The following is a 23,813-nucleotide window of genomic DNA, read 5'->3' on the forward strand; positions in this document are numbered from 1 at the left end:
CGCCTATGGAGTAGGGGGAGGGGGCATTGGCGTCAAAGAAGGGATGACTCCAACTTCCTGGTAGGGGGCGGCGTCCCTGCCGCCCCATGCTTAATGGAACACTGCACAAATAGCTCGCGTGGGATTGCGCTGATGGCGGAGAATCCAGACTGTTGTATCAACCCGCCTTTTCAATGAGACCGAGGATTTCGTTTGTTTTTTCCTTGAGCAGTTCCGGGTTGTGTCTCGTTTCCACATTGAGACGTATGACAGGCTCGGTATTGGATGCACGCAGATTAAAGCGCCAGTCCTTGAATTCCATGCTCACGCCGTCAACATACTCCACATTGAACTCTTTGCCTTTGTAAGAGTCTTCGATTTGCCTGAGCACTCCCGGAGGGTCTGCCACTTTCCGGTTGATTTCTCCACTTACCGGGTACTTGTCCATACGGTCGGCCATGAGTTCGGACAGAGGTTTGTTCTCTGCGGAGATGGTCTCGACCATGAGCAGCCAAGGGATCATGCCGCTGTCTGCATATGCGAAATCGCGGAAATAATGATGCGCTGACATTTCACCGCCATAAATGGCATCTTCCATGCGCATTCTTTCTTTTATGAACGCATGGCCCGCTTTGGTCATGATAGGAATTCCACCTGCTTCCCGCACCATTTCAGCCGTATTCCATACCAGCCTGGGATCGTGCACAATCTTAGCGCCGGGGTGCCGTTTCACGAAAGCCGCTCCCAGAAAACCCACGATGTAGTAGCCTTCCAGGAACTCTCCCTTTTCATCGAAAAAGAAGCACCGATCGCAGTCGCCGTCCCAGGCTATTCCTAAATCCGCTTTGTGGGTCTTTATGGCATCTATGGTGACTCCTCTGGTTTCCGGAAGAATCGGATTCGGAATGCCGTTGGGGAATGTTCCGTCAGGCTCGGGAAAGAGCTTGATGAACTCCAGCATGGGAAGCCTTTTTTCCAGTTCATCGAGAATAGGGCTTGCACATCCGTTGCCGCAGTTCATGACAATACGGAATTTCTTCAGCTTTTCGGGATGGATGTAGCTCATGAGATGGTCAATATAAGCGGCTCTGACACTTACCGATTGGGCTTCACCCTTCCTGGTTGCAGGAGAGAACCTCTCATCGATCACCAGGCGCTCGATGTCTTTCAATCCGCTGTCTGCGCTTATAGGTTTTGCCTGTTCCCTGACCAGCTTCATGCCGTTGTAATCCATAGGATTGTGGCTGGCCGTCACCATGATGCCACCGTCGAGTTTCAGATGAAATGTCGCGAAATACACTTCTTCCGTGGGACACAGTCCGATATCGATGACATCGCACCCTTGATCAGTCAATCCGCGTGTCACTGAAGCACTAAAATCTTCACTGGAGAGTCGCACGTCACGGCCGATGCATACTTTTTTCGGAGAAAGCAGAGAAGCGTAGCCTCTGCCGATCTTATAAGCCATGTCGGCATTGAGTTCGTCCGGAATTCGTCCCCTGATATCGTATGCTTTGAAACTGGTGAGGTGCTTTTGTGTGGAAGTCATAATCGGTTCCTTTCCGCTCCCTCGGCCAAAGGACCCGTGGAGCATCCTCTTGTGGTGTCATACCAATGCGCTTTCATGCAAGTAACATCGAGAAGCTTGTTCATCGCCGGCCCTGGGAAATCTCCTCCGCTACGAACGGCGCGGCCTGACTTCGCTTCGGAGACCTGCCAGGGCTGGATTCATCCAATGTCACTTCTCTGGACGCGCATTGGTATCACGCGTCTGTTTCGATGCTCTGCCAGTATACGTAATACTGTTGACACAGAGAAGACTAATTCGCGACTGAATGCAAATCCGCGCAATGCATTTCATCCAATGGATAAGATATCCGATTTGGTTCGCAAAACATCAGGTGCAGGCATTTTGTTCGACCGCATTAACTCTTCAATGGTAGCCATCTCTTTTTCCGTATCATTACCGGCAGCGGCGAGGACGCGATTGCCCTTTACGTAGTACGCGACAAATTTCTTGGAAGAGATACTGCCGTGAACGATAATGTCGTCCCAATCCGTTGCATGACCGACGTACCGAAAGTAAAGCCCCACCTGAGTCGTCCAGAAGAACGGAATGCTCATGAACGGGATCGCTTTCCCTGTCATCTTATGGCCTGCTATGCGGCCTTGCTGCTCGGCAGTACGCCAGTGCTCGATCCGGAGCCGTTCGCCGGAATACCAGTATGGAAATGTCGCAATGTCTCCCGCAGCATAGACATGCTCCCCGGCCTGGAAGTACTCATTTACTGCCACGCTGCCGTCGGCCAACAGGTCCATCCCGTGAATGAAATCCGTCGCAGGTTTTACGCCGACACCCAGAATCACCACATCCGCGGGAATCCGTTCCCCACTCTTGAGCAGTACTGTCTCAACTCTTCGCGATCCTTCAAATTTCGAAACAGTTGTGTTGAGCTTAAAGGTAACGCCGTTGGCTTCATGGAGTTGCTGAAAGAGAATCCCTATTTCTTTCCCGAAGGGTTTTTCGAAAGGAACTGCATCCGGACCGACAACAGTTACCGCGAGTTGTCGCTGGCTCAAACTGTATGCGCTTTCTATTCCGATAAAGCTCGACCCCACGATGACTACGTTCCTTATTCCCTGGCAGGCACGTATAATTGCGGAGGAGTCGTCCCAACTGCGCAACGTGAATATCCCTTCCAACCCTGAACCCGGCACGTCGAGTGTACGTGGGACTCCGCCTGTTGCCACCAGGACCGAATCATACTTGAGAGTCCGACCGTCATTAAACGTGATAGTCCTGTCTGCAACTGCAAGGCTTTTTACCGTGCTATCAAGACTGAGCTCAATGTCGCGATCGTTATAAAACTCTTCGGGACGAAGCGGGAGAGCCGAATCGTCCGATTGCCCTTCAAGGTAGTCTTTGCTGAGTTGCGGACGGTCGTACGGTCGATGGCTTTCCGACGTTATCATGACGATCCGACCTTTGAACCCGTCTTCTCTGAGGGTTTGAGCAGCCGCATTCCCGGCAGCACCTGCTCCGATTATGGCAAAGACTCGCTCATCCGCTTTGGAGTCGCGTGCACCTATTTGGGGCGGCCTGCTATCCGGAATTTCTTCGGGAACTTTTACGATCACATTTTCGCCTTCAATTCTCACATCGAAAGTGAACAGCGAATCCAAGGACGGCGGTTCTTCGAGATCTCCAGTCCGGGAATCATAGCAGGCATGATGCCATGGGCAGACAATTCGTGAGCCGTGGAGAATTCCCTCTTCGAGAGGAGCCCCATAATGCGGGCAGGTCTCTCCCAAAGCGTGGATTTTTCCTTCGACTTTGGTGAGTAGGACTTTCTTGTCTTCACTAATGGAAAAGGCCTTCATCTGGCCTTCTTGGAAATCGTTCACGTTTGCGACAACAATTTCTTTGAAATTCATAATAATTCTCCTTGTTATATAATAATTTCCAGTAAGTTCAGAGTGTTTATTGAAATTTCGACGTAATTCAATATCTGTAAAATAGTATTAGCCTTTATAGTTTATGCAATGAAATCATTGAGTTTAATTTATAGTACACTACAAAGTGCATGAAGCAATGTTTGGGAACACCATTTGCTAAAGCAAATCGCCATACCCGCGTGCAACAAGCAAATCCTGTAGCTTCTTAACATCTTGGGCTTTGTCTTTGCGACATACAAGCAGTGCGTCGGGAGTGTCCACAATAATGAGATCGTCTACTCCCAACAGGACAGTAAGTTTGTGGGGAGAAGATACGACGCATTTCAACGATTCGACGCACAAGGCCGAACCATTCACCGTGTTGCCGCAATCATCGTCGGACCACACGCCATGAAGAGAAGACCAACACCCCACATCGTTCCATTGCACATCCATGGGTATGGTAAGCACTTTGGGGGCTTTTTCCATTATCCCGTAATCGATGGAGATGCTTTGCATGTCTGGGTACACGTTGTGGAGAGCCTCGGCTTCTCCGGGGGTGTTCAGCGCATGAAAGATTGACTCCATTGCTTCTGCGATTGCAGGCAAATGTTCTCGAAATGCATCAATGATGGTGGAGACTTTCCAAATGAACATTCCGCTGTTCCAGAGAAAACCTCCTTCTTTGAGGTACTGTTCTGCAGTGGAAAGGTCCGGTTTTTCCACAAAACACTGCACCTGAAAAGCATTCACTCCTTTCAGACCCTGGATCTGAGCCCCTAACTTCAAATAACCGTATCCCGTTTCCGGCCGATTGGGGACAACGCCCAATGTTATGAGACGATCGTCTGCAAATGCTACGTCACATGCTGTCTTGATTATGGTGCGGAAAGTCTCTTCGTCCCCTATGAGATGATCGGCAGGAAGCACTGCCATCACAGCTTCCGGATCCTGTTTTAATACTTTGTATGCGGCCAAGGCGATGCATGGTGCAGTATTTCTTGCGAGGGGTTCTTCAATTATCTTTTCCGGCGTGAGTTCGGGTATTTCGCATCTGATTTGCTCAGCACACACCTGTGCGGCGACAATCATCGTATTTTGCGGCGACACAAGCGGAGCAATCCTGTCCACCGTAGCCCGTATCATGGACTTTTGACCGCAAATCGAGAGCAACTGTTTCGGCTTGGTTTGCCTGCTTTCCGGCCAAAAGCGGGTGCCGCTGCCGCCGGCCATAATAACGCAATGGAGCATATACCGTCCTTCACGAATTCATTTTCAAAGCGTCGCCACTTGTGCCTACATTTCAAAACGAACTATAGGAGTATGCCTTCATAGTAAGGTTCAGGTCATCTTTCTGTAAAGGTTTAAGACCGCGATTGCACTACTATGGGTATTTTCCTTCAGCCAACGAGGTCCCCTTGGGAATATGAAAAACGGTTCCGTCAGGGACTTTAATTTCCACCCTGCCGTTGATGGTAATGTCCCTTCCGAAAAAAGCGGAACCGAACACCTCAAGAGAATGCGCATTCACCAGTGAGATAGAGGAGGAATCTTCGAACCGACTGAGCAAGTGGTCCGGAGAGTCCACGAAATTCGACGAGAAAAAGACGTTTGGCCTAAGCGGCAAACATTCGGCCCTGGAAGGATTTTTCCGAATGCGAGCCATGGTGTCCAGGATGCATGCATCCGATTGGAGAACGAACAGATCGCTGGTTTTCTTTGTCGGAAAAAAACGATCTCGGCCGACCCTTAAGCCACGAGCACCCGGGAATGACCCGATTGCCGATCCCATTGCCGTTTCGAGTTGAATCACCGGCCTCCCTGCAATGTTTTTCCTATTGCGGATGAGCGGTAATTTCAGGTCGCCTTCGTTCAGTATTCGATCCAGCGCGGGAAGATCTACCCATACATTGTTCGTGTTGAATACTTGGAATCGTCGTATGTCCATGAACAGATCGCGCTCCGCGGGGTTCACCTGAGCGATTTCCAGGAGATCGAGTCGATTATTCTGCAATACGAGTGTTCCACCCTTGCGATCCGATTCGGTCCGATCGGTCACTTCCAGGAGGAACTCAATTCCTTGATTCTCCATGAGCGCGGGTATCCACGGATCCACGCATGCAGCCAAATTGTCCAGGTTGGATATGAACGCCCATCGAAATCCGCTTCTGATCAGATCCTGGAGGATACCAGACCGTTTGAGGCTCAGATAAATGTCTCCATGTCCCGGAGGAGCCCAGTCTTCGTCCGTGCCGGTATCCAGTGGAGCAAGGGAATCCTCCACCAACCGAGGTACCTGATTTTGGATAAACGTTCTCGGAGGGTTCCTTTTCCCCGCGATAATTCTGGCAGTGGCGGCATCGGTGAAGAAACTATTCATGAAGATGAGTGGAAGATCTACCCCCCATTTCCAGAAACACGCATCCATCTGAGCGAGGATGATTTCAAGATACGTCAATCCGTCTTTGGCTTTGAGGATCCCTTTCGGAACCCTGCCACCCATCGTGGTGGCGCGGCCTCCGTTCAATTTTATGACCGCGACGTGCCTTAGAAGCTCTTTTCCCGCTTTTGTCAATTCTTGAATGTCGTCTCCGGTCGGATCCAGAACAAACTCGGAGGTCGGTGCACAGAGTCCATCGAGAGGTACGTAGTCCGATTTTTCCTCCACAACCTGACGAACCATGCGCAAGAAGTGTTCCTCGATGTCGAGTTCAATTGCGCGACCCCTCATTTTCTTTCTGATAAGCTCTACTGGAATGTCGCGCTTCATTCATTCCCCCGCAGAATAATATTCTTGTTGGACCAAGAACCGGCAGCAATCATTCTCTTTTAGTAAACCTTTCCTTGATTGCATGACAACGCGTGCATTCGAAATGGATCACCGTTCCCAAGAAGACATATGTATGTGGAGTACAGTTTATTCTTGATTCTTTTTTTTCGCTAGTTCTCTTGCCTGTTCAATAAGCTCAATCAGCGTAACAATTTTGGGTGCAGGATGCTCCAAGAAAGCTTTTTCAAATTGTTCCGGTGAGAGAATATTTCGGAAGAACTTTTCTGCGTCGAATTGCTCGAACCAGCAGTGGATCGCCTTGTGGCACGGTAAAGCCCCCCGTTCGACTTTGCAGTACGCGAACGTCACCGGTCCGCCCAGTCTGGGGCATCGGATCTGCTTGTCTTCGTACGGTGTCTCCACAAATTCAGTCATGTTTGTGTAAAAGGGGAGAGATCCGGACAGCATCTCTCCCCGGGGAAATGCTACCCGAGAGCAGGTTTGGGGAATCCGTCAAGTGCCTTGAGTGCTTCCTGGATCGCTTCCTGAGGCAACTCGTAATCGAACAGTTTGCCCTGGAAGTAAGCATCGTAAGCCGCAAGGTCTACGAGGCCGTGGCCACTCCAGTTCACCAGAATGGTCTTTTCTCTACCTTCTTCTTTGGCTTTTTGTGCTTCCTGGAAAACCGCTGCCAGTGCGTGACATGTTTCAGGAGCGCTGATGAATCCCTCAGTCCTGGCCCACGTTACTCCTGCCGCAAAGGTTTCCAGTTGTCTCACTGCACGCGGCTCGATAAGGCCGTCCAGTACCAGTTGGCTGACGAGCGGGGCCATGCCGTGATAGCGCAATCCACCGGCATGAATGGGTTCGGGAACGAATGAGTGCCCCAGTGTGTGCATGGGAAGGAGAGGAGTCATCTGAACAGTATCCCCGAAATCGTAGGTGAAGACTCCCTTTGTCATGGTCGGGCACGAAGCGGGTTCCACGGCTATAATGTCGATTTTCTTTCCCGCAATCTTGTCACGGATAAACGGGAACGCGCATCCGGCAAAATTGCTGCCTCCACCCGCACAACCAATTACGATATCAGGGTAGTCTCCAGCCATCGCAAGCTGCTTTTGAGCTTCCAGCCCTATGATGGTCTGGTGCAGCATGACATGATTCAACACGCTTCCGAGAGAGTAGCGCGTTGGAGGCCGCCCCATTGCTTCGCTCGTGACAGCATCTTCCACTGCTTCGCTAATGGCTATGCCGAGACTGCCCGGAGAGTTGGGGTCCATTGCCAGAATTTTCCGGCCCGCTTCGGTTTCCGTGCTGGGAGAAGGTATGCAGGTTCCGCCCCATGTGTTCATCATGAGCCTACGATAGGGCTTTTGCTCGTAGCTCACCCGCACCATATATACTTTCGCTTCCAACCCGAACTGATTGCATGCGAAACTGAGAGCGCTTCCCCACTGACCTGCTCCGGTTTCAGTCGCAATTCTCTTGATACCGAAGACTTTGTTGTAATAAACCTGAGGAATTGCCGTATTCGGTTTGTGACTTCCTGCGGGACTAACGCCTTCATTTTTATAGTAAATCTTGACCGGACAGTTTAGAAATTTCTCGAGTTTTTCTGCACGATACAACGGAGTGGGACGCCAGAGCAGCAGCTTATCCAGAACTTCATCGGGAATATCTATCCATCTTTCCTGACTGACTTCCTGTTCGATGAGATTCATCGGAAAAACCGGCGCCAGATCCTGCGGACCTACAGGCTGACCTGTTCCCGGATGAAGAGGGGGCTGCATAGGAGTCGGCATGTCTGCAGCAATATTGTACCACTGCCTGGGAATCTCGTCTTCGTGGAGAAAAAATTTAATCGGCATCCGTGTTCCTCCTGAGGTGTGATTGAAAACCTTGTACCTGCAATCGTGCAGGGCTACCGGTCAAAACTGAAATTCTGACCGGATTTCATTCCAGGGAGTTTGCACCCGTGAAACCGGAACAGTTATGCGAGATAGAATTCAATTCGTTTGCCGAAATATGGATGATTCCACAGGATTCGTTGTGGCGACAATATTCATTCATATTACTTTCAAACGAAGTCTCTCGCAAGCATTTTCATAACATGTCGATATAAAGGCATTTCTAAAAGCTTCGCGGGGGCATTAATTGGAAAGCTTCAGTGCAATCATCTAATGAGCGACCCCGGGGCAACCGATTCATCGAGTGCACACAAGACAATTCCGTTCGCACCTGAAGCGGCAAGTACCATACCTTCACTTACGCCGAACCGCATTTTCCGAGGTTTCAGATTTGCCACGACGACAACCGAACGACCTACCACCTCTTCGGGGTTGTACGACGATCGTATCCCCGCAAAAACGGTGCGTGTCTCTACGCCGAGATCGACGGTCAGCTTCAGAAGCTTGTCCGAGCCTTCCACGGCTTCTGCTGCTACAACTTTGCCCGCACGAAGGTCAACTTTGGAAAAATCTTCTATCGTGACTTCCTCTTTGAACTCCGGGACAGGCGAAGGAGCAGCTTTTGATGTGATAACACCGAGATCTGCACGGCTTGCTTCAATGAGTTTGTCCATAGCACCCGGTTCCAGACGATCGACTAATTTTTCAAATTGTCGGATCTCACGGTTCTCCAGGTCAAACGTGGCATCTTGCCAGGTGAGCTTGTCTACGCCGAGGATTTGTTCCAGTTGCTCGCAATATGCGGGCAGTATGGGCTTGAGAAGCACTGTTATTACTTTTATGCAGTTCGCTGCGAAAGTCAGGTCATTGCGTGCGCGCTCCGGATTTTCCTTGATTGTAGTCCATGGAGCATTCTGCTGAACGTAATTGTTAGCTATGTCCGAAATGGAAAGAATGCTGCGGGTGGCCATCCCGAAACGCAAGTTCCCGTAATCTTCGAAAGCCTTATCAACGAGAGAATGTACTTCCGGTATGAGTTCCTTCGCTGCCTCCGGTACAATTCCAAGTCTCGACGCAAGCCTTTTGTTCAGGAATCCCACCGTACGACTTACCAGGTTGGTGATGTTGTTGACCAACTCCGCATTGGTGCGATTGACGAATTCTTCGATGTGAAGATCGAGATCGTCAATGGTGTTGCTCAATTTCGTTGCGTAGTAATACCGCAAATACCATGGATTCAAGTGATCAGCAAAGCTTCTCGCTGTAATGAACGTCCCGCGGCTCTTGGACATTTTGCGTGAATCCACGGTGAGGAAGCCATGCACGTGAACTGCCGTGGGCAGCCTGTAATTTGCCGCTCTGAGCATGGCAGGCCAGAAAAGTGTATGGAAATAGGCAATGTCTTTACCTATGAAATGATGAATTTCCACTTCGGAATCGGGGTCCAGCCAGTACTCTTCGACCGTGCAAGTCTTCTTTGCACTGCAATAATGTTCCGTAGCTGCTATGTAGCCGATGGGAGCGTCAAGCCATACGTAGAAGTATTTGTCTTCCTCGCCGGGTATGCGAAAACCGAAATAAGGGCCATCCCGCGAGATATCCCAGTCCTGAAGCCCCTGGTCTATCCAATTGCGGACAAAAGCGACTACTTCACTCTGGAGTCGTTCGTTTTCTGAAGTCCAATCTACGAGAAATTCAGAAAAATCCTTGAGTTGAAAGAAAAAGTGCTTTGAAGTGCGTAGAGACGGCACGGCTCCGCAAATGGCGCAACGAGCGTTCGCAAGCTCGGTAGGGCGGTACGTGGCTCCGCATGACTCGCACACATCCCCGTACTGATCTTCGGTACCACACTTGGGACAGGTTCCCTTGATATATCTGTCAGGGAGAAATCTACCGCAGGATTCGCAGTAATACTGCTCTATGTCCCTTGTTACGATGTGACCTTTATCCCTGGCTCTGAAAAAGATCGTCTCCGAGTGCTTCTGATTTTCAGGGGAATCGGTGGTATAGAACTCGTCAAAACCGATTTCAAACCGGGCGAAATCTTCGCGATGCCTGGAATGAAATTCGCTGACGAGCTGTTCGGGGCTGATTCCTCGCTTCGAGGCATTGATTTCTATAGGTGTTCCGTGGGCGTCGGATGCACACATATAAATGACATTATTCCCTACAAGCTTTTGAAATCTTACATAAATATCCGTCTGGATGTATTCGACGAGATGTCCGATATGTATATCGCCGTTCGCATAAGGAAGAGCGCTGGTTACCAGGATTTTTCGCAAGAGTCCTCTCCTGTGCTGTTGAGTAAAAAGTTCGGCCTTTCAAGAAGGAAGGCGGGAATAGAAGATCGCTTGAAATCCGGAAATCCGAATTCGGCGTTATCAGCTATTCCTTTTCGATCTGGAGCGCCTCCAGGTTAGGATCCTTCTCTTCATCGATTTTGAACACCTTGGCTTTCATTACAATGGTGTCCATTTCCTTAAGGCTGTTCAGAATACCTGCTTTTTCTTTTTTCATCCAGACTTTGTCCAGGGTGATGTAGCTGACCCGGTCTGCAATGATGAAATTTACGTAATCATCGCCCAGAGGGCAGGGGAGATCCCCCTTCTTGTAGAATCGTACGGCAAAAACAATTTCTTTGTCTAAATACTTTGCGGGAGCATCTGCCAGCTTAACAATAGTGAGCTCCTCATCAAGACTCCGGTGCATCCCGCCCTTGACGAGCTTGGACAGGCCGCACCCACAAAGGAGTAGTGCAGGAACACACAACAGTGCAAGGTATTTGTGAAGAATCATGCCCCTCAAATTCTTTCGAAATACTAAATGGGCAGGGCCACAAAATAAACTGCAGGTTTAGAAAAGTCAAACAAAAATCAAATTAATCGGGTCATTTCAGGTCTACGCGTTGGATGCGCGCACGGTTTTTTTCCATCGAAAAAAGTTCTGGAATGCCTTTGGTTGTAAAATTCAGTCGTTATCTAGCATAGTTATGTGAGACCCTCCTCTAAAAGGCGCTTATCAGGGAGTTTGAAAAAGAAATCAGTGGAACTCACAACAATTGACAATAACACGTGCAGGTGATAAGAAGCGAGATATGGATGCTGATACGCATTCATAGGCCTCTCAATGAGAATTGCCCAAGGTTCTCGGGACCCGAAAGTTTGATCCGAATTCCCCGGCAACATAGTTCAAATACTAAAACGTTTCGGACAGGGGCTTGAATCCCCAACAAATTTCTTGTCGTCCGCCTTTGAAGATTGAACTTTTGCAGATCTCGGATGTCCTGACTAAGACAGGAGACGGAACCCGGCCTTATAAAATTTCAGTCTTTCCGAACGAATGATTGAGGGCGGTTGTCAATAATAACAGACGACTCCGGCTCCATGTCAAAACCAACGCTGTTCAGGCTTTTGGCTGAACCTATCGGCTCATAAAATTAGTAGATACAGATGCCGATCTTGATAGCGTGAGTTCGTTTCCCAAGATAATGGACTAAGCCGGCTACTCCGTGTGGAATGCGGAGAGCGAATCCGACGTAACCGATTACATGGGTGCTGTGATCAGGGCTACCGCACTGATACGGCTGTTTGGCTGTCCGGTTTACTGTGTAGAGATACACGGAAAACTGAAAATATATTGACAATATTGCGCTGGCCGAATATAGACCCAATCTCACAAATGAATGGAGAAAACTTTGATCAGGGAGAACGCAAAACAGAAGAGGGCTGTAAGAAGCCAAGGAGGGAATGCTTTGGAAAGATGCAAAACGTGCGGCAAAGAGTACACCGCAAATCAGACCATGACGTACTCCGTGTACGGTTATTGTTCCTGGGAGTGCCTCATGAACAAAAACACCAAGCGCGGTAACTCAAATCGACCCAATCGCAAGAATTCGGGTGTTCGCGAAGTAGGATCGCGATCGAAATGGGCTCAGAATTACTAATTGCTTTTTTTTGAGTTGAGATCACATTATTATGTGAAGAATCCGGCCCCGGATTCAATCAGAGCGGAAGGCTTGATTTTTATTTGCGTGTCTTAGCAGAGGCTGCGTCCGAAAGCGGAGATTACAAATAAAGACAATCCCGGGGAAGCGCAAGTTGCCTGAACGAAAAGGCTTGATTCTGTAGGTTTGTCTGTCGTCTGCCCCTCTTTGCGGGGCGCGATTCAACCCTACTGCGAGTCTTTGTGCCTCCTGTAAAGGAGCGTTCACCTCTGCGCTCGAATAGAAGCAATAAAAGGAAAAAGACCGTGAGCCAGTTGACTCTTCAGACAGTCATTGAAGATGTAGATGCAGTGCACCGTGAATTAGCCAAGTTAACGGTGGATCAGCTCCTGGGGGCTCCTTCAGCCCTGACGACGACAGATATTCTCGAGTCTCATCCTGTACCGCTCAGGCCAAAGACTCTCACGTATCTTCGCAAATTAACCAATTCTCCTCAGACACTCGAACAAGCGGAAAGCGCCGGACGCGCTCTGTTCGCTTGCATGGATCTCATGATAGAGGAGAGTACCGCCTCCATCGGAGATATGCTGAGGTTCTATATCCAGCACGGAAGAATGCACGTGCAGGGAGAAAAGATTCCCGCGGCAGAAGTTGTTCCGTGGCTTCAGGCGCAAACGGATTTCCAGAAACGCGAGGAAATGCAGAATGAGAATCGCATATTCTTCAAAGGAATAATAAATCCCATGCTGCTTGCTATGCTGGAGCTGACGGTCAAGGCTGCCAAAGAGCGGTTCGGCTTCGAGAACTATGCGCGATACGCGGAAGCAAAAAAAGAGCTCTCTTTTGACGAGCACGTGAAGCAGTTCGAAAAATTTCTTGCGGACACGCGCTCTCTCTATTTTCAGAAAATGACTCCTTGGGTGGAGCGAAAAATAGGTCGTCCCTTCCGGAATTTAAGTCGCTACCATGCGCTTTATCTGATGAGAATCAGGCGTTTCGACGGCTACTTCCCGGTGGAGAGACTCTCGGAATTAATGAAACAGACGTTTCGGGGCGTCGGTCTGGATCTCGATTCAAGACCCGACGTGACCATGGACATAGCCGATTATCCGTCAAAAAGTCCTGAAGCAATGTGTGTTGGCGTCGAAGTGCCGGGAGAAGTGTATGTAATCATGAAACCTGTCGGCGGCCTTATAGACGTGGAGACTCTGCTGCACGAGATGGGACATGCGTTCTTCCTGAGCCATATGAATGCCGAACTTCCTGCGGAATATCGCCGCATGAGACGATCTTCCGCGCTCGATGAGTGCTTTGCATTTCTTTTCATGAATCTGCTGGAGAACCATTCCTGGCTTGTGGATGTTGCAGGCCTCGATTCAGAAAAGGCAGACGAGCTGTCGGACGTGTTCGGGACCAAAAAACTCTGCCTTATACGGCGTTACATGGGAAAATTCCTGGCAGAAAAAGAACTCCATGAGACCGGGGAAATAAAGAATTCGGAATACTATTGCCGCCACATGGCTGAAGCCACGGGGTTTATTTATGAACCCGAGGGATACCTTGTGGATATGGAATCCGACTTTTACGCCTTGGATTATCTTGCCGCATGGGCCGGAGCGGATATTTTGCGGAAATTCCTGGAACTGAGATTTGGTGACACCTGGTACGCTCGGAAAGAAGCAGGTGAATTTCTGAAATCCATCGCGGCTCAAGGGAGAAAATATCCTCTGCGGCAGGTCATCTCCAAATTTTGTGGCGAAGAGCTCAAAATGCCGGAATTCAGGGCAGCGTGAAGAAACCATACGTTTATTGCCGTAGCATATCCTTGATTGTAGACTTAATTTATATAGAATAATACCCAGGATTTCATCACGGTGACACTCAGTGTCAGGCGCGGTTCTTGGCCGGTCTGCATTGGCGGGAACGCGTGTACGGTGTGCGAAAGAAATGTCATTTGAACCGATAAAAGAATACGCCGATTCGGATGGCGGATATGGCAGCGTCGTTACGGAGTACGCAGATTTTGACGGAATCACTCTCGAATCCGGTGTGTTTATGGGCCCGCTCAGAGTTGCGTACGAAACCTATGGAACGCTCTCTCCGGAGAAGGATAACGCGGTACTCATACTCCACGCGCTGTCCGGCGACGCGCATGCAGCAGGAATCGATGCGAACGGCAGAGTCGGTTGGTGGGACGCGTTGATAGGCCCGGGCAAAGGAATCGACACCAACAAGTATTTTGTCATCAGCTCGAACTGTCTCGGCGGATGCAAAGGTACAACGGGCCCCCCCAGCACCAATCCTGCCACAGGCAAACCGTACGGCCGCTCGTTTCCGCTTATCACCATAGGTGACATGGTAAACGTCCAGGCCAAGCTCGTACAACATCTGGGAATTGAGAAGCTGCACAATGTGATAGGCGGCTCAATGGGCGGAATGCAGGCTCTCGAATGGGCGGTGCGGCACCCCAAAGCCGTGAAATCTGCTGTTGTGATTGCAGCCACTGCGAGGCTTTCTCCCCAGGGCATAGCGTTCAACTGGGTAGGACGCAATGCCATATATAGCGATCCCGCAACAGCCTGCCTTGAACCTGCTCCAGGTCATGTATACCAACGAATGGGACAGGGACTCGCTGTAGCTCGGATGATAGGACACATCACGTATCTTTCGGAAGAAACCATGGAGGCCAAATTCGGCCGTAAGCTCCGGTTGAAAGATATGAACGGGTATCGATACAGTTTTGGCGAAAACGGCAAGGAAGACGGCGAATTTGAGGTTGAATCATACCTGCAGCATCAGGGAAGCAGTTTTATGCGCAGGTTCGATGAGGATTCATACGTAATTATTACAAAGGCCATAGATTATTTCGATCTTGCCGGAGCCGACGGCGATCTTGTCACCTCCTTCAAAGATATTGAAGCGAAAATGATGATTCTCTCTTTCAGTTCGGATTGGCTGTATCCCACATCCATGTCGCTGGCGATGGTTCGCGCTCTGCAGGCAGGGAAGAAACACGTGTCCTTCCTGGAACTCGATTTGCCGTACGGACATGATTCGTTTCTGGTAAATGCCGGTATTCCGAAACTCACTCGCATCGTAAGGGGATTTCTGGACAATGTCTAATCCTTCACAGGTGCGTAACGCGTTTCATCAGTTCGAAGTAGGCTTCGAGATCATTGCCGACCTGATTACTCCCGGCACACGAGTTCTTGACCTTGGATGCGGTTCCGGAAGTCTCCTGGAGATTTTGCGGGACAAGAAAGATGTAGAAGGGTGCGGAGTCGAACTGGATCAGGAAAAAGTCATCCGATGCGTCGAGAGAGGTATACGGGTGATGTCGCTTGACTTGGATCAGGGATTGGTAGGATTTCCGGACCTCAGTTATGAATACGTGGTGTTGAGCCGAACTCTGCAACAGTTGACGAATCCCGAGCGAGTCGTGCGAGAAATGCTCAGGGTTGGATCCAAGTCAATTATAGCGTTTCCGAATTACGGCCACTGGCGAGTAGGACTGGTACACCTTATATCCGGCCGCACACCGACTTCCCATACGTACCCGGATCCGTGGTACAATTCTCCCGATATACACCGTATTACGATAAACGATTTCAAAGACTTTGTACGAACTATCGGCGGTCGAATAGAAAAAGAGATATACATCAAAAACAACGTTCGGTGTTCCAACCTCTTTTTACCGAATATGCGAGCTGACTGGGGCTGCTTTCAGATCTCGACCAAATAAAACATAGGTGTGATCGCCCAAAGCGCCTTCAGAGCGGATGAACCGGAAAATTCCACTTGCACGTACGTCTGGTTATGCCGTAATGTAGTTGCATATTCGTTGTCTTCTCCATAATGGGTGTTAAAGGGTGGCTCCATACGACCGAGGGGTGTCTCTTCTCTCGTCCTGTTGTGGATTCCTGTTTTTCGTATGATCTGAAGGAGCTTCATGATTAACAAGTTTTACGTATACGATGAGGAAGTCGTGTTTTCTCTGATCGAAGAACCAGACTTTTTCAGGCTTAAGATTGAGCGGCCTACCATCGAAGAAGATCATGTCGAAGAGTTTATGGACAAGACCGTTGAGTGGTTGAGTACCAATCCGGAAAAGGGAATCCTCATCGATTTCCAGGGGGTCCACAGTATCTGCACCGAATTCACTGTTTACCTGTCTCGATACTATCAAGATATCAAGACTCGCGGTCTCAATGTTCGCTTTGTGAATGTCGACCCCAAAATAGAGCCGTTTATCGACGTCTCTAATATTACGATTGTCATGAGCATCCCGGATAAGCCGGTGGTCAGCGCGAGGCAGTTGCTCCAAGATTTGCGAAACAATCTCTCGGACCGGCAGCTCATGAAAAAACACGGATTGTCGCGCAAGGGACTCGCGAGTCTTTACCGGAAATTATTGGGCAAGGGATTGATCAGCCGGAAGGAATTGGCAAAAAGGTTGGGCGTGGAAACATGCGAAATCTCAGTACGGCTCGAGGGTCTTGTTCATAAGCAAACCGTGGATGCAAGCGAGGTCTTAAAAGATATTTCCGAACGCATACCCGATTCGGTGCTGATGGAAAAATACAAGTTGTCTCCCAAGGGAATCCAGAGCCTCATGAAGAAACTCTACATGAAGGGTCTCATTACAGGGGACGAGCTCGATCGCCGCAGCACAACGCGCAAGTAACACCTGCTTCTTTCTTTTACTATATATGAAGTGAACGCATGCTGCTCATGCTTGAGCAGTCTCGTACGGAGCGTCCCGTGAAACTCTCTTCCGATTTCGCCGGGCTGGAACTCAAGGAGTATCACACTGACGTCACGTGGCGCCGCACCATGAATTATGCAGCGGCAGTGAATGATAATAACCCGCTCTATTTTGATGATGAACGAGAAGATGGCATCGTTGCCCCTCCCATGTTCACTGTGGCCGTCACCTGGCCGATATGCGAACGAATTTGGGAGTACATCCAGGCAGACACGTTTCCGCGGGCACTTCTCGTAAATCTTGTCCACTACACCGAGCATCTCACATTCCACCGCATAATGCGGCCCGGCGATCGGCTGACTGTCAGGGGACGCATATCCGCGATTCTGCCTCATCGTGCAGGAACCCTCATGATTGTGCGGCTGGCCGGAGTTGACGAAACAGGCGCGCCGGTTTTCACCGAACATTTGGGTGGTCTCTTGCGAGGGGTCCAATGTGATGGCGAAGCAAATGTCGCAGAACCTCTTCCGGTGATTCCGGCTTCACCCGCAAACGCGGCTCCTTTTTGGGAAAAGAGTGTATTTGTCGATCCGCTCGCGCCATTCATCTACGATGGTTGTACGAATATTTTCTTCCCGATTCATACGTCTGTGGCTTTTGCCCGCGGAGTGGGGCTTCCCGACATCATTCTTCAGGGAACTGCAACGCTGGCCTACGCTGTTCGCGACCTCACAAACTACGAGGCAGACGGTAATCCCTTGCTGCTCCGTTCAGTGGCCGGTTGCTTTACCGGTATGGTTCTTCCCGGAACTCAATTGCAGGTCGCACTCGTAGGCCGAACATCCGATGATTGCGGGACTGATCTCTTCTTTGTGGTACGGAATGCTCAGGGAGACAAAGTCGTTTCTGACGGATATGCACGCATCCAACAAAACTAATTCCTAGCCGGTTCATAGGCTTCTTCTTATCGCTCGTGTTTCGTCAAAGAAAGGATCGACAGGTGGTTTGGAAAAGTCTGACTCAAACGTGGCACTATCTGGAGAAGTGGGCGGAGACAAAGCCTCAGGCGGATGCATTGGCTTTCGAAAACGAACGACTGAGCTGGGGTGATTTCAAGCGTCGGTCGGATTTGATTGCGAAAGCGTTACTCGCGATTGGGGTCTCCCATGGCGACCGCGTGGCCATGCTTTCTGCTGCTCGTACCGAATTCTTGACCACATTTCTGGCAAGCGGGAAAATCGGGGCCATGTGGCTCGGATTGTCTCCCAAGTTCACACTGAATGAACTCAGGTATGTGATTGGAGACAGTCAGCCGACTGTTCTCATCGCGTTGCGCGAATTCATGGGCAACGACCTCAGTCCGCTGGTAAAACCTCTCATGAAGGAATTCTCCTGTCTCAAGAAAGTCCTCGTTATCGGGGAACCTTTTGAAGGCGCGGAAGATTTTCACCGCTTTGTGTACCAAGAACGACCGGAGCGCAACGAGGAACTCTCTCAGAGATCGACCGCGGTAGTAGACGACGATCCGACGTTGTTACTCTATACTTCCGGTTCCACGGGGAAGCCGAAAGGAGTGGTCCACACCCACAAGAGCATCGTCGAGAACATCAAAATCGAGGTGAAGAAATTCTACTTCGATGAGCAGAGTCGAGCCCTCATTCATTTCCCCATCAACCATGTGGCTGCAGTTGTCGAGCTGGGATTTGCGGCAGTGCTTGCTGGGGGGTTCATTTTCTGCATGGACCGCTTCGATCCAGGGGAATCGCTCCAGGCAATTCAAAGAGAGAGGCTGACGGCTCTAGGTCAGGTTCCCGCCATGTTCCTTCTCCAGTTCAGAGATCCACAATTTGCCAAAACCGACTTCAGCAGCGTTAAGCAGTTTCTTTGGGCAGGCGCCGCCGCTCCGAGGCTCATGGTGCAGGTGCTCTCTCAGATTGCCTCGAAAACCGGCGCGACGTTGATAACGGGTTACGGAAGCACGGAAGTATCCGGATTTGTCACGTACACGGAGAAAGGTGACAATTCTGACAAGCTCATCCACACAGTGGGAAAAATTGCGGAACCCTTTGAACTCAAGATCGTGGGACCGGATCGTCTGGAAGTGAAGGACGGGGATGTGGGAGAAGTTGCAGTTCGAGGACCTTTTCTCATGAGGGAATACTACAATAACCCTCAGGCCACCGCGCAGGTGATGGATTCTGAAGGATGGTATTACACTTCGGATTTGGGGTTCAAGGATTCCTCCGGATACGTTCATCTCACGGGCCGAGCATCCGAGATGTTCAAGAGCGGCGGAGAGAACATATATCCTCGGGAAGTGGAAGAAGTGATCGAATCACACGACGCGGTCCTCTTTGCCGCAGTCATTGCCGTGCCGGACGAAGTCTTTCAAGAGGTGGGATGGGCGTTTGCCATGCTGCAACCCGGCAAAGAGGTTACTGACGAAGAACTCCGTGAGACGTGCAAGACAAGATTGGCCAAATTCAAGATCCCGAAAAGGTTTTTCGTACGACCGCTCTTACCGCTTCTTGCCAATGGAAAGATCGATAAAGTTGCTCTCAGGGCCGAAGTCAAGGAGATACTCGCACGAGAGCAAACATAATACTGTTTCGCAACTATGCATATCATACCGATGCGCTAACAAAGAAGTGACAGTGCTGAAGCCGGCTCCGGTGGGTCTCCGAAGCGAAGTCAGGCTGTGCCGTCCGTAGCGGAGGAGATCCGCCGGAGCCGGCAACTGATCGGCTTTCCGATATTACTCGTATGAAAGCGCATTGGTATAAGCTGGCGCAGGGGGAGGTGTTCTGGGCGGAGTGATTAGACGGCTTTGCGTCGTCCGGAGCGAAGGACACCTCCAGCAACTTTATCCCTTCACGGCACCTGAGGTGAGGCCTGCAATAATTCGCTTCTGAAAAAATAAAGTGAATACAACAAGAGGCAAAGTGGTCACGAGCGAGGCGGCTGCTATTTCGCCCCACGGCATTGTATGTTCACCCGGAAACAACGCAATTCCTACCGGAAGCGTCTGAAAGTCACTCCGGGTCATGATGAGGAGAGCAAAGAAGAATTCATTCCAGCAGGCTATGAAACTGAGTATGGCGGCAGTAAAGATACCGGGAGCTGCCAGAGGCACGATTATTTTCCTTAAAATCTGAAATAAATCGGCTCCGTCAATTTTCGCAGCTTCTTCCAATTCTCGAGGAAGTTCGCTGAAAAAAATGGCGAGTATCCATACGGTAATGGGAAGGGAAAATGCCAGATACGGTAGAATAAGTCCGTGGTAAGTATTCAACCAGCCAAGATCCCGGAGTAGGCGCCAGATTGGCCCTGCGATTGCAATCTGGGGAAACATGCCGGCAGCAAGAATTACTAAGAGTATGGTCCTTTTGTATTTAATGGAAATTCGAGCAAGCGGATAAGCTGCAAGAGTCCCGATGACGACAGATAAAACTGTCGTTGTGCCCGCGACAATTACACTGTTCTTCAAATAATGAAACAAGTCATGTTTATAGATTGCGGATGACATTGCTTCCAAAGAAAAATGTGAAGGAAATATTCGCGGAGGTACTGCGGTTATATCAATGTAAGGTTTGAAAGCAAGAAGGCCGAACCACAAAAAAGGCGCCACAGAAACAAATATTATAGCGAAAACACTTATTGCCAACATTAATGTTCCTTTGGACGGTTTACTCAACGAATTGCCTCCTTTTTCTGTAGCAAAGCGGTTCCGACCAGCTTCAGGTAAGTAACTGAGACGATGAATACCAGCAGAAAAACAATAAAAGAAACAGCAGACCCCAAACCTATCATGCCTTGATCGAATAATACTCTGTATCCATAAAATTGAAGAACATTTGTGGAATTAGCCGGCCCGCCTTGCGTCATCACATACACGAGGTCGAAAACCCTGAAAGCGTCCATGGTCCTAAAAACAAACGCCAAGAGAATCGAGGATTTGAGTAGCGGTAATGTGATAGAGACAAACCTTTGAAAACGATTGGCCCCGTCGATCGATGCGGCCTCGTAAAGCTCGTCAGGGATGGTCTGTAATCCTGCAAGAATTACAAGAGCGGCAAATGATGAGGTCTTCCAGACATCTGCAATGATTATTGCCGTTGAGGCCCAAAAAGGGCTAGCGAGCCAGGCCTGATAATGAATAACATCCGGGCCGAACAGAATATAATTGACCATTCCATATTGGTCATTAAACGCAAATCTCCATAATTGCGATGCAACAACCGTTGGAATCGCCCAAGGGACCAAGATTGCAGCTCTTACCAGACCTCTTCCTCTAAAATTCTCATGAATGACAATAGCTATAAATAAACCCAGGGAAATTTCCAGAATGGTTGAAACTGCTACAAACAGGAGAGTCACTTTCAATGACTTTACGGCAACCGGATCTCTTAGCAGTTCCCGATAATTATCCAGGCCTACAAATGTTTCTCCTAACCCGGGCAAGCTGAGCACAATTCGATAAAAGCTCAAAACAAACGAATACAGTATGGGGCAAAAGCAGAAAATCAGTAGCACGGTTAATAATGGCATAAGAAATAAGTAACCGAGAATTCTTTCGCGGACCGACCACAAGTTTTCACGGTTAGTATCCATTGTTATCATCTCTTAAAGATTCCAGCTTCATACAGCATCTCGACCAGTTGCTGAACTTTGGAATCAGCTTCCTTAGCAAGCTCCTCAATTTTGGAGTCTGGATATGTGATAGCCGAATGATAGAAAACTTGGAGTATATCCGAATACGCCGGATAGACAGGAATGGCCGGACGAGGCCGAGCCTTGTCAAAGCTTTCCCTCAGCTTGGAAAAATGAGGATTTTTCCGAAGGACTTCCGGGTCATTGTAAACCGAGCGTCTGGCACATGTTTGAGAAGCTTCCAGTGCAAAGATCTTTTGGACTGTGGGAGAAGTCATGTATTTGATGAATTTTATTGCGATATCTTTTTCTCGGGAAAAACTGGACAATGCAAACTGCCATCCTCCCAAGGTAGACACGCTCTCACCACCTGGAAAATGGGGAAGTACGGTTATGTCAATTTTTCCCGCGATACGAGAATTCTCCGAATTGTTGGCAATTTCCCATGTGTATGGCCAATCTCTCAGGAACACGGCATTGCCCTGTATAAACGAATGCATAGCTTCGGGTTCCTCATATGTCAGAACGCCTCTTGAGGCAATTTTTCCAATAATTTCATCTCTGACGTATTTGACCGCAGCAATATTCTGGGAAGTGTTTATCGTGGACTCTCCGGTGATGTTGTCGAACAACTTACCACGATTGCTCAGCACGAATTCCTGCATGTCGCACACGAGCCCTTCATATTGTTTGAATTGGCCGCAATAGCCTCTCAGAGCAGGATTGTGAGTTCTTTCCTTATCGACTATGTACTTGGCGATATGTACGAGGCGATCCCATGTATCCGGTGGCGGAAAGCCATATTTCTCCAGCAGATCTTTGCGGTAGTAGAGTAGTCCTCCGGAAGTCTCGAAGGGAACTCCATAGATCTTACCATTGATGGTACATGCGGAAATTGGTGCTGGAAAAAAATCGGCCTGTTCCTCGGGAGGGAAAAAATCATCCAACGCTTGCACCCAACCTGCTGAAACCAGTTCCGAGGGCCAAATTACATCCATCAAGAATATATCGAGATCCGGATCCGAATTCTTCAGCTTTTGAGTGATCAGTGCATGGGCGGCGGTGGATGAGTTGGGGCTTATCTCCACTCGGACTATTACACTATTTTCTTTTTCAAAATGGTCTATTAAGCGTTTCCAGAGATTCAGGTTATCGGGTTTTTGCATAACCAGATGGATTTCATCAGCAGCGAAGATCTGTAAGCAGAGCAGAAGGTGTACCGTGATGCAGACTACAATGCAGAAAAGCCGTGTATCCTGAATGCTTCTCAGATAATTCTTTTGTCCTGCCAAAATATGCTTATCCTTGTTTCGTCAATTAACAGCGGAACCGTTTCACCAATTTTTGGATCAAGCTCGGGTGTAGTCCTGATTATGAATTTTGGGCCTTCCAACAATTCGGCGTGTACAAATTTGTCCGATCCGACATTTTCGACAAAGGTGACAATCCCCTGCCATTTTCCCGTGGAATCTATCGAAATATGTTCCGGCCTGATTCCAGCGACAACTTCTCCTTCCAATTCTAGTTCCACTTTTCTTTTAAAGTTGAAACTATTCGAGGTAAAGACGACTGTGCCCTCCGAATCATGATTCAAGATTCCTTTTATGAAATTCATTGGGGGATTTCCTATGAATTCCGCAACCGTGAGATTGGCAGGTCTGTTATAGATGTTTTCCGGGCTGTCTATCTGCTGGATTACGCCGCCCTCCAAAACTGCGATGGTATCTGCCATGGTCATAGCTTCTACCTGATCGTGTGTCACGTACACCGTGGTTGCCTGTAGTTTGCGATGCAGGAGCATCATTTCTATTCTCATGCTTCCTCTGAGTTTGGCATCCAGATTCGACAGCGGCTCGTCGAACAGAAAAATCTTTGGTTTCCTTACAATCGCTCGCCCCATTGCTACCCGCTGCCTCTGGCCTCCTGAAAGCTCGGCCGGTTTCCTTTCAAGGAATCGATTCAACTGCAGCAAAGAAGCGACTTCGTGAACACGGTTCCGTATTTCATCAGCGGGCATTTTCCTGACCCACAGAGGGAAAGCGATGTTATCAAATACTGTCATGTGCGGATATATCGCATAATTTTGAAAAACCATCGCTATATCACGCTTTCCGGGTGGAACATCGGTTACGTCGAGTCCGTCCATGAAGATTTTGCCTGAGGAAGGTTTTTCAAGACCTGCAATCATTCGTAGTAATACGGATTTTCCGCTCCCGGATGGACCAAGGAGCACGCAAAATTCACCTTCAGCAACTTCGAAAGAGATATCGGACAAAATTCTGTTTTGACCGAAAAATTTTGTAAGCCCTTCTATAACAAGGCGATTTTTATCTTCCATTGGTTCATCTGTGATGCGATCCGGTCAAGAACTGCAAACAATTTCGCTATAGTCAGTGCCAGAGATTCTGTCGTTTATCCCGCGTG

19 protein-coding genes are annotated in these 23,813 nt (G+C 49.2%); 7 read left to right on the forward strand and 12 right to left on the reverse strand.

Annotated elements, in window-relative coordinates; all coding sequences use genetic code 11:
• Positions 1-157: 157 nt before the first annotated feature.
• The 8 genes from DESTI_RS06305 to DESTI_RS06340 all read right to left on the reverse strand — a co-directional run bounded on the left by DESTI_RS06305 (position 158) and on the right by DESTI_RS06340 (position 10,887).
• Positions 158-1,528, reverse strand: a complete 1,371-nt coding sequence (locus DESTI_RS06305; RefSeq protein ID WP_014809125.1) for a phosphohexomutase domain-containing protein — start codon at positions 1,526-1,528, stop codon at positions 158-160.
• 308 nt (positions 1,529-1,836) lie between these two features.
• A complete protein-coding gene (locus tag DESTI_RS06310; RefSeq protein ID WP_014809126.1) occupies positions 1,837-3,414 on the reverse strand; it encodes an FAD-dependent oxidoreductase in 1,578 nt (525 codons plus the stop codon).
• A 177-nt stretch (positions 3,415-3,591) separates the two neighbouring features.
• Entirely contained in the window at positions 3,592-4,665 is a 1,074-nt protein-coding gene (locus DESTI_RS06315; RefSeq protein ID WP_014809127.1) for a mannose-1-phosphate guanylyltransferase, read from the reverse strand.
• 133 nt (positions 4,666-4,798) lie between these two features.
• Complete coding sequence (locus tag DESTI_RS06320; RefSeq protein WP_014809128.1) at positions 4,799-6,184, reverse strand: UTP--glucose-1-phosphate uridylyltransferase; 1,386 nt, start codon at positions 6,182-6,184, stop codon at positions 4,799-4,801.
• A gap of 147 nt (positions 6,185-6,331) precedes the next feature.
• Positions 6,332-6,652, reverse strand: coding sequence for a hypothetical protein (locus DESTI_RS06325; protein WP_014809129.1), 321 nt, complete (start codon positions 6,650-6,652; stop codon positions 6,332-6,334).
• Between the two features lie 17 nt (positions 6,653-6,669).
• Positions 6,670-8,052: a TrpB-like pyridoxal phosphate-dependent enzyme gene (locus DESTI_RS06330; protein WP_014809130.1), complete on the reverse strand. Its 1,383-nt coding sequence runs from the start codon at positions 8,050-8,052 to the stop codon at positions 6,670-6,672.
• Between the two features lie 305 nt (positions 8,053-8,357).
• Complete coding sequence (gene metG, locus DESTI_RS06335) at positions 8,358-10,373, reverse strand: methionine--tRNA ligase (RefSeq protein WP_014809131.1); 2,016 nt, start codon at positions 10,371-10,373, stop codon at positions 8,358-8,360.
• 103 nt (positions 10,374-10,476) lie between these two features.
• Positions 10,477-10,887: a hypothetical protein gene (locus tag DESTI_RS06340; RefSeq protein ID WP_014809132.1), complete on the reverse strand. Its 411-nt coding sequence runs from the start codon at positions 10,885-10,887 to the stop codon at positions 10,477-10,479.
• A gap of 955 nt (positions 10,888-11,842) precedes the next feature.
• On the opposite strand from DESTI_RS06340, the gene DESTI_RS06345 reads away from it, so the two are divergent.
• The 7 genes from DESTI_RS06345 (at position 11,843) to DESTI_RS06375 (ending at position 19,341) form a co-directional block, all read left to right on the forward strand.
• Entirely contained in the window at positions 11,843-12,034 is a 192-nt protein-coding gene (locus DESTI_RS06345) for a hypothetical protein (protein WP_157212105.1), read from the forward strand.
• A 305-nt stretch (positions 12,035-12,339) separates the two neighbouring features.
• A complete protein-coding gene (locus DESTI_RS06350) occupies positions 12,340-13,827 on the forward strand; it encodes a hypothetical protein (RefSeq protein WP_014809134.1) in 1,488 nt (495 codons plus the stop codon).
• A gap of 154 nt (positions 13,828-13,981) precedes the next feature.
• The gene (metX, locus tag DESTI_RS06355) at positions 13,982-15,157 is read left to right on the forward strand and encodes a homoserine O-acetyltransferase MetX (RefSeq protein ID WP_014809135.1); all 1,176 of its coding nucleotides are present in this window, start codon (positions 13,982-13,984) and stop codon (positions 15,155-15,157) included.
• Positions 15,150-15,776, forward strand: coding sequence for a methionine biosynthesis protein MetW (metW, locus tag DESTI_RS06360; protein ID WP_014809136.1), 627 nt, complete (start codon positions 15,150-15,152; stop codon positions 15,774-15,776). Before metX ends, metW begins: the two co-directional genes overlap by 8 nt.
• 207 nt (positions 15,777-15,983) lie before the next feature.
• Entirely contained in the window at positions 15,984-16,718 is a 735-nt protein-coding gene (locus DESTI_RS06365; protein ID WP_014809137.1) for a hypothetical protein, read from the forward strand.
• A gap of 38 nt (positions 16,719-16,756) precedes the next feature.
• Complete coding sequence (locus tag DESTI_RS06370; RefSeq protein WP_041286015.1) at positions 16,757-17,677, forward strand: FAS1-like dehydratase domain-containing protein; 921 nt, start codon at positions 16,757-16,759, stop codon at positions 17,675-17,677.
• Between the two features lie 62 nt (positions 17,678-17,739).
• Positions 17,740-19,341 carry a class I adenylate-forming enzyme family protein gene (locus DESTI_RS06375; RefSeq protein WP_014809139.1) on the forward strand — a complete coding sequence of 534 codons (1,602 nt, stop codon included), beginning with the start codon at positions 17,740-17,742 and terminating at the stop codon, positions 19,339-19,341.
• A gap of 261 nt (positions 19,342-19,602) precedes the next feature.
• Here the strand turns inward: DESTI_RS06375 and DESTI_RS06380 are convergent, their stop codons facing one another.
• From DESTI_RS06380 to DESTI_RS06395, 4 genes are read right to left on the reverse strand one after another with little or no spacing between them, the layout of a single operon-like run.
• Positions 19,603-20,433: a carbohydrate ABC transporter permease gene (locus DESTI_RS06380; RefSeq protein WP_211213746.1), complete on the reverse strand. Its 831-nt coding sequence runs from the start codon at positions 20,431-20,433 to the stop codon at positions 19,603-19,605.
• Positions 20,430-21,350: a carbohydrate ABC transporter permease gene (locus tag DESTI_RS06385; RefSeq protein WP_157212106.1), complete on the reverse strand. Its 921-nt coding sequence runs from the start codon at positions 21,348-21,350 to the stop codon at positions 20,430-20,432. The genes DESTI_RS06380 and DESTI_RS06385 overlap by 4 nt, the downstream gene beginning before the upstream one ends.
• Positions 21,351-21,355: 5 nt before the next feature.
• Positions 21,356-22,681 carry an ABC transporter substrate-binding protein gene (locus tag DESTI_RS06390; protein WP_014809142.1) on the reverse strand — a complete coding sequence of 442 codons (1,326 nt, stop codon included), beginning with the start codon at positions 22,679-22,681 and terminating at the stop codon, positions 21,356-21,358.
• Positions 22,657-23,727, reverse strand: coding sequence for an ABC transporter ATP-binding protein (locus tag DESTI_RS06395; protein ID WP_014809143.1), 1,071 nt, complete (start codon positions 23,725-23,727; stop codon positions 22,657-22,659). The genes DESTI_RS06390 and DESTI_RS06395 overlap by 25 nt, the downstream gene beginning before the upstream one ends.
• Between the last annotated feature and the right edge of the window lie 86 nt (positions 23,728-23,813).

The organism is Desulfomonile tiedjei DSM 6799 (assembly GCF_000266945.1).
Lineage (GTDB): Bacteria > Desulfobacterota > Desulfomonilia > Desulfomonilales > Desulfomonilaceae > Desulfomonile > Desulfomonile tiedjei.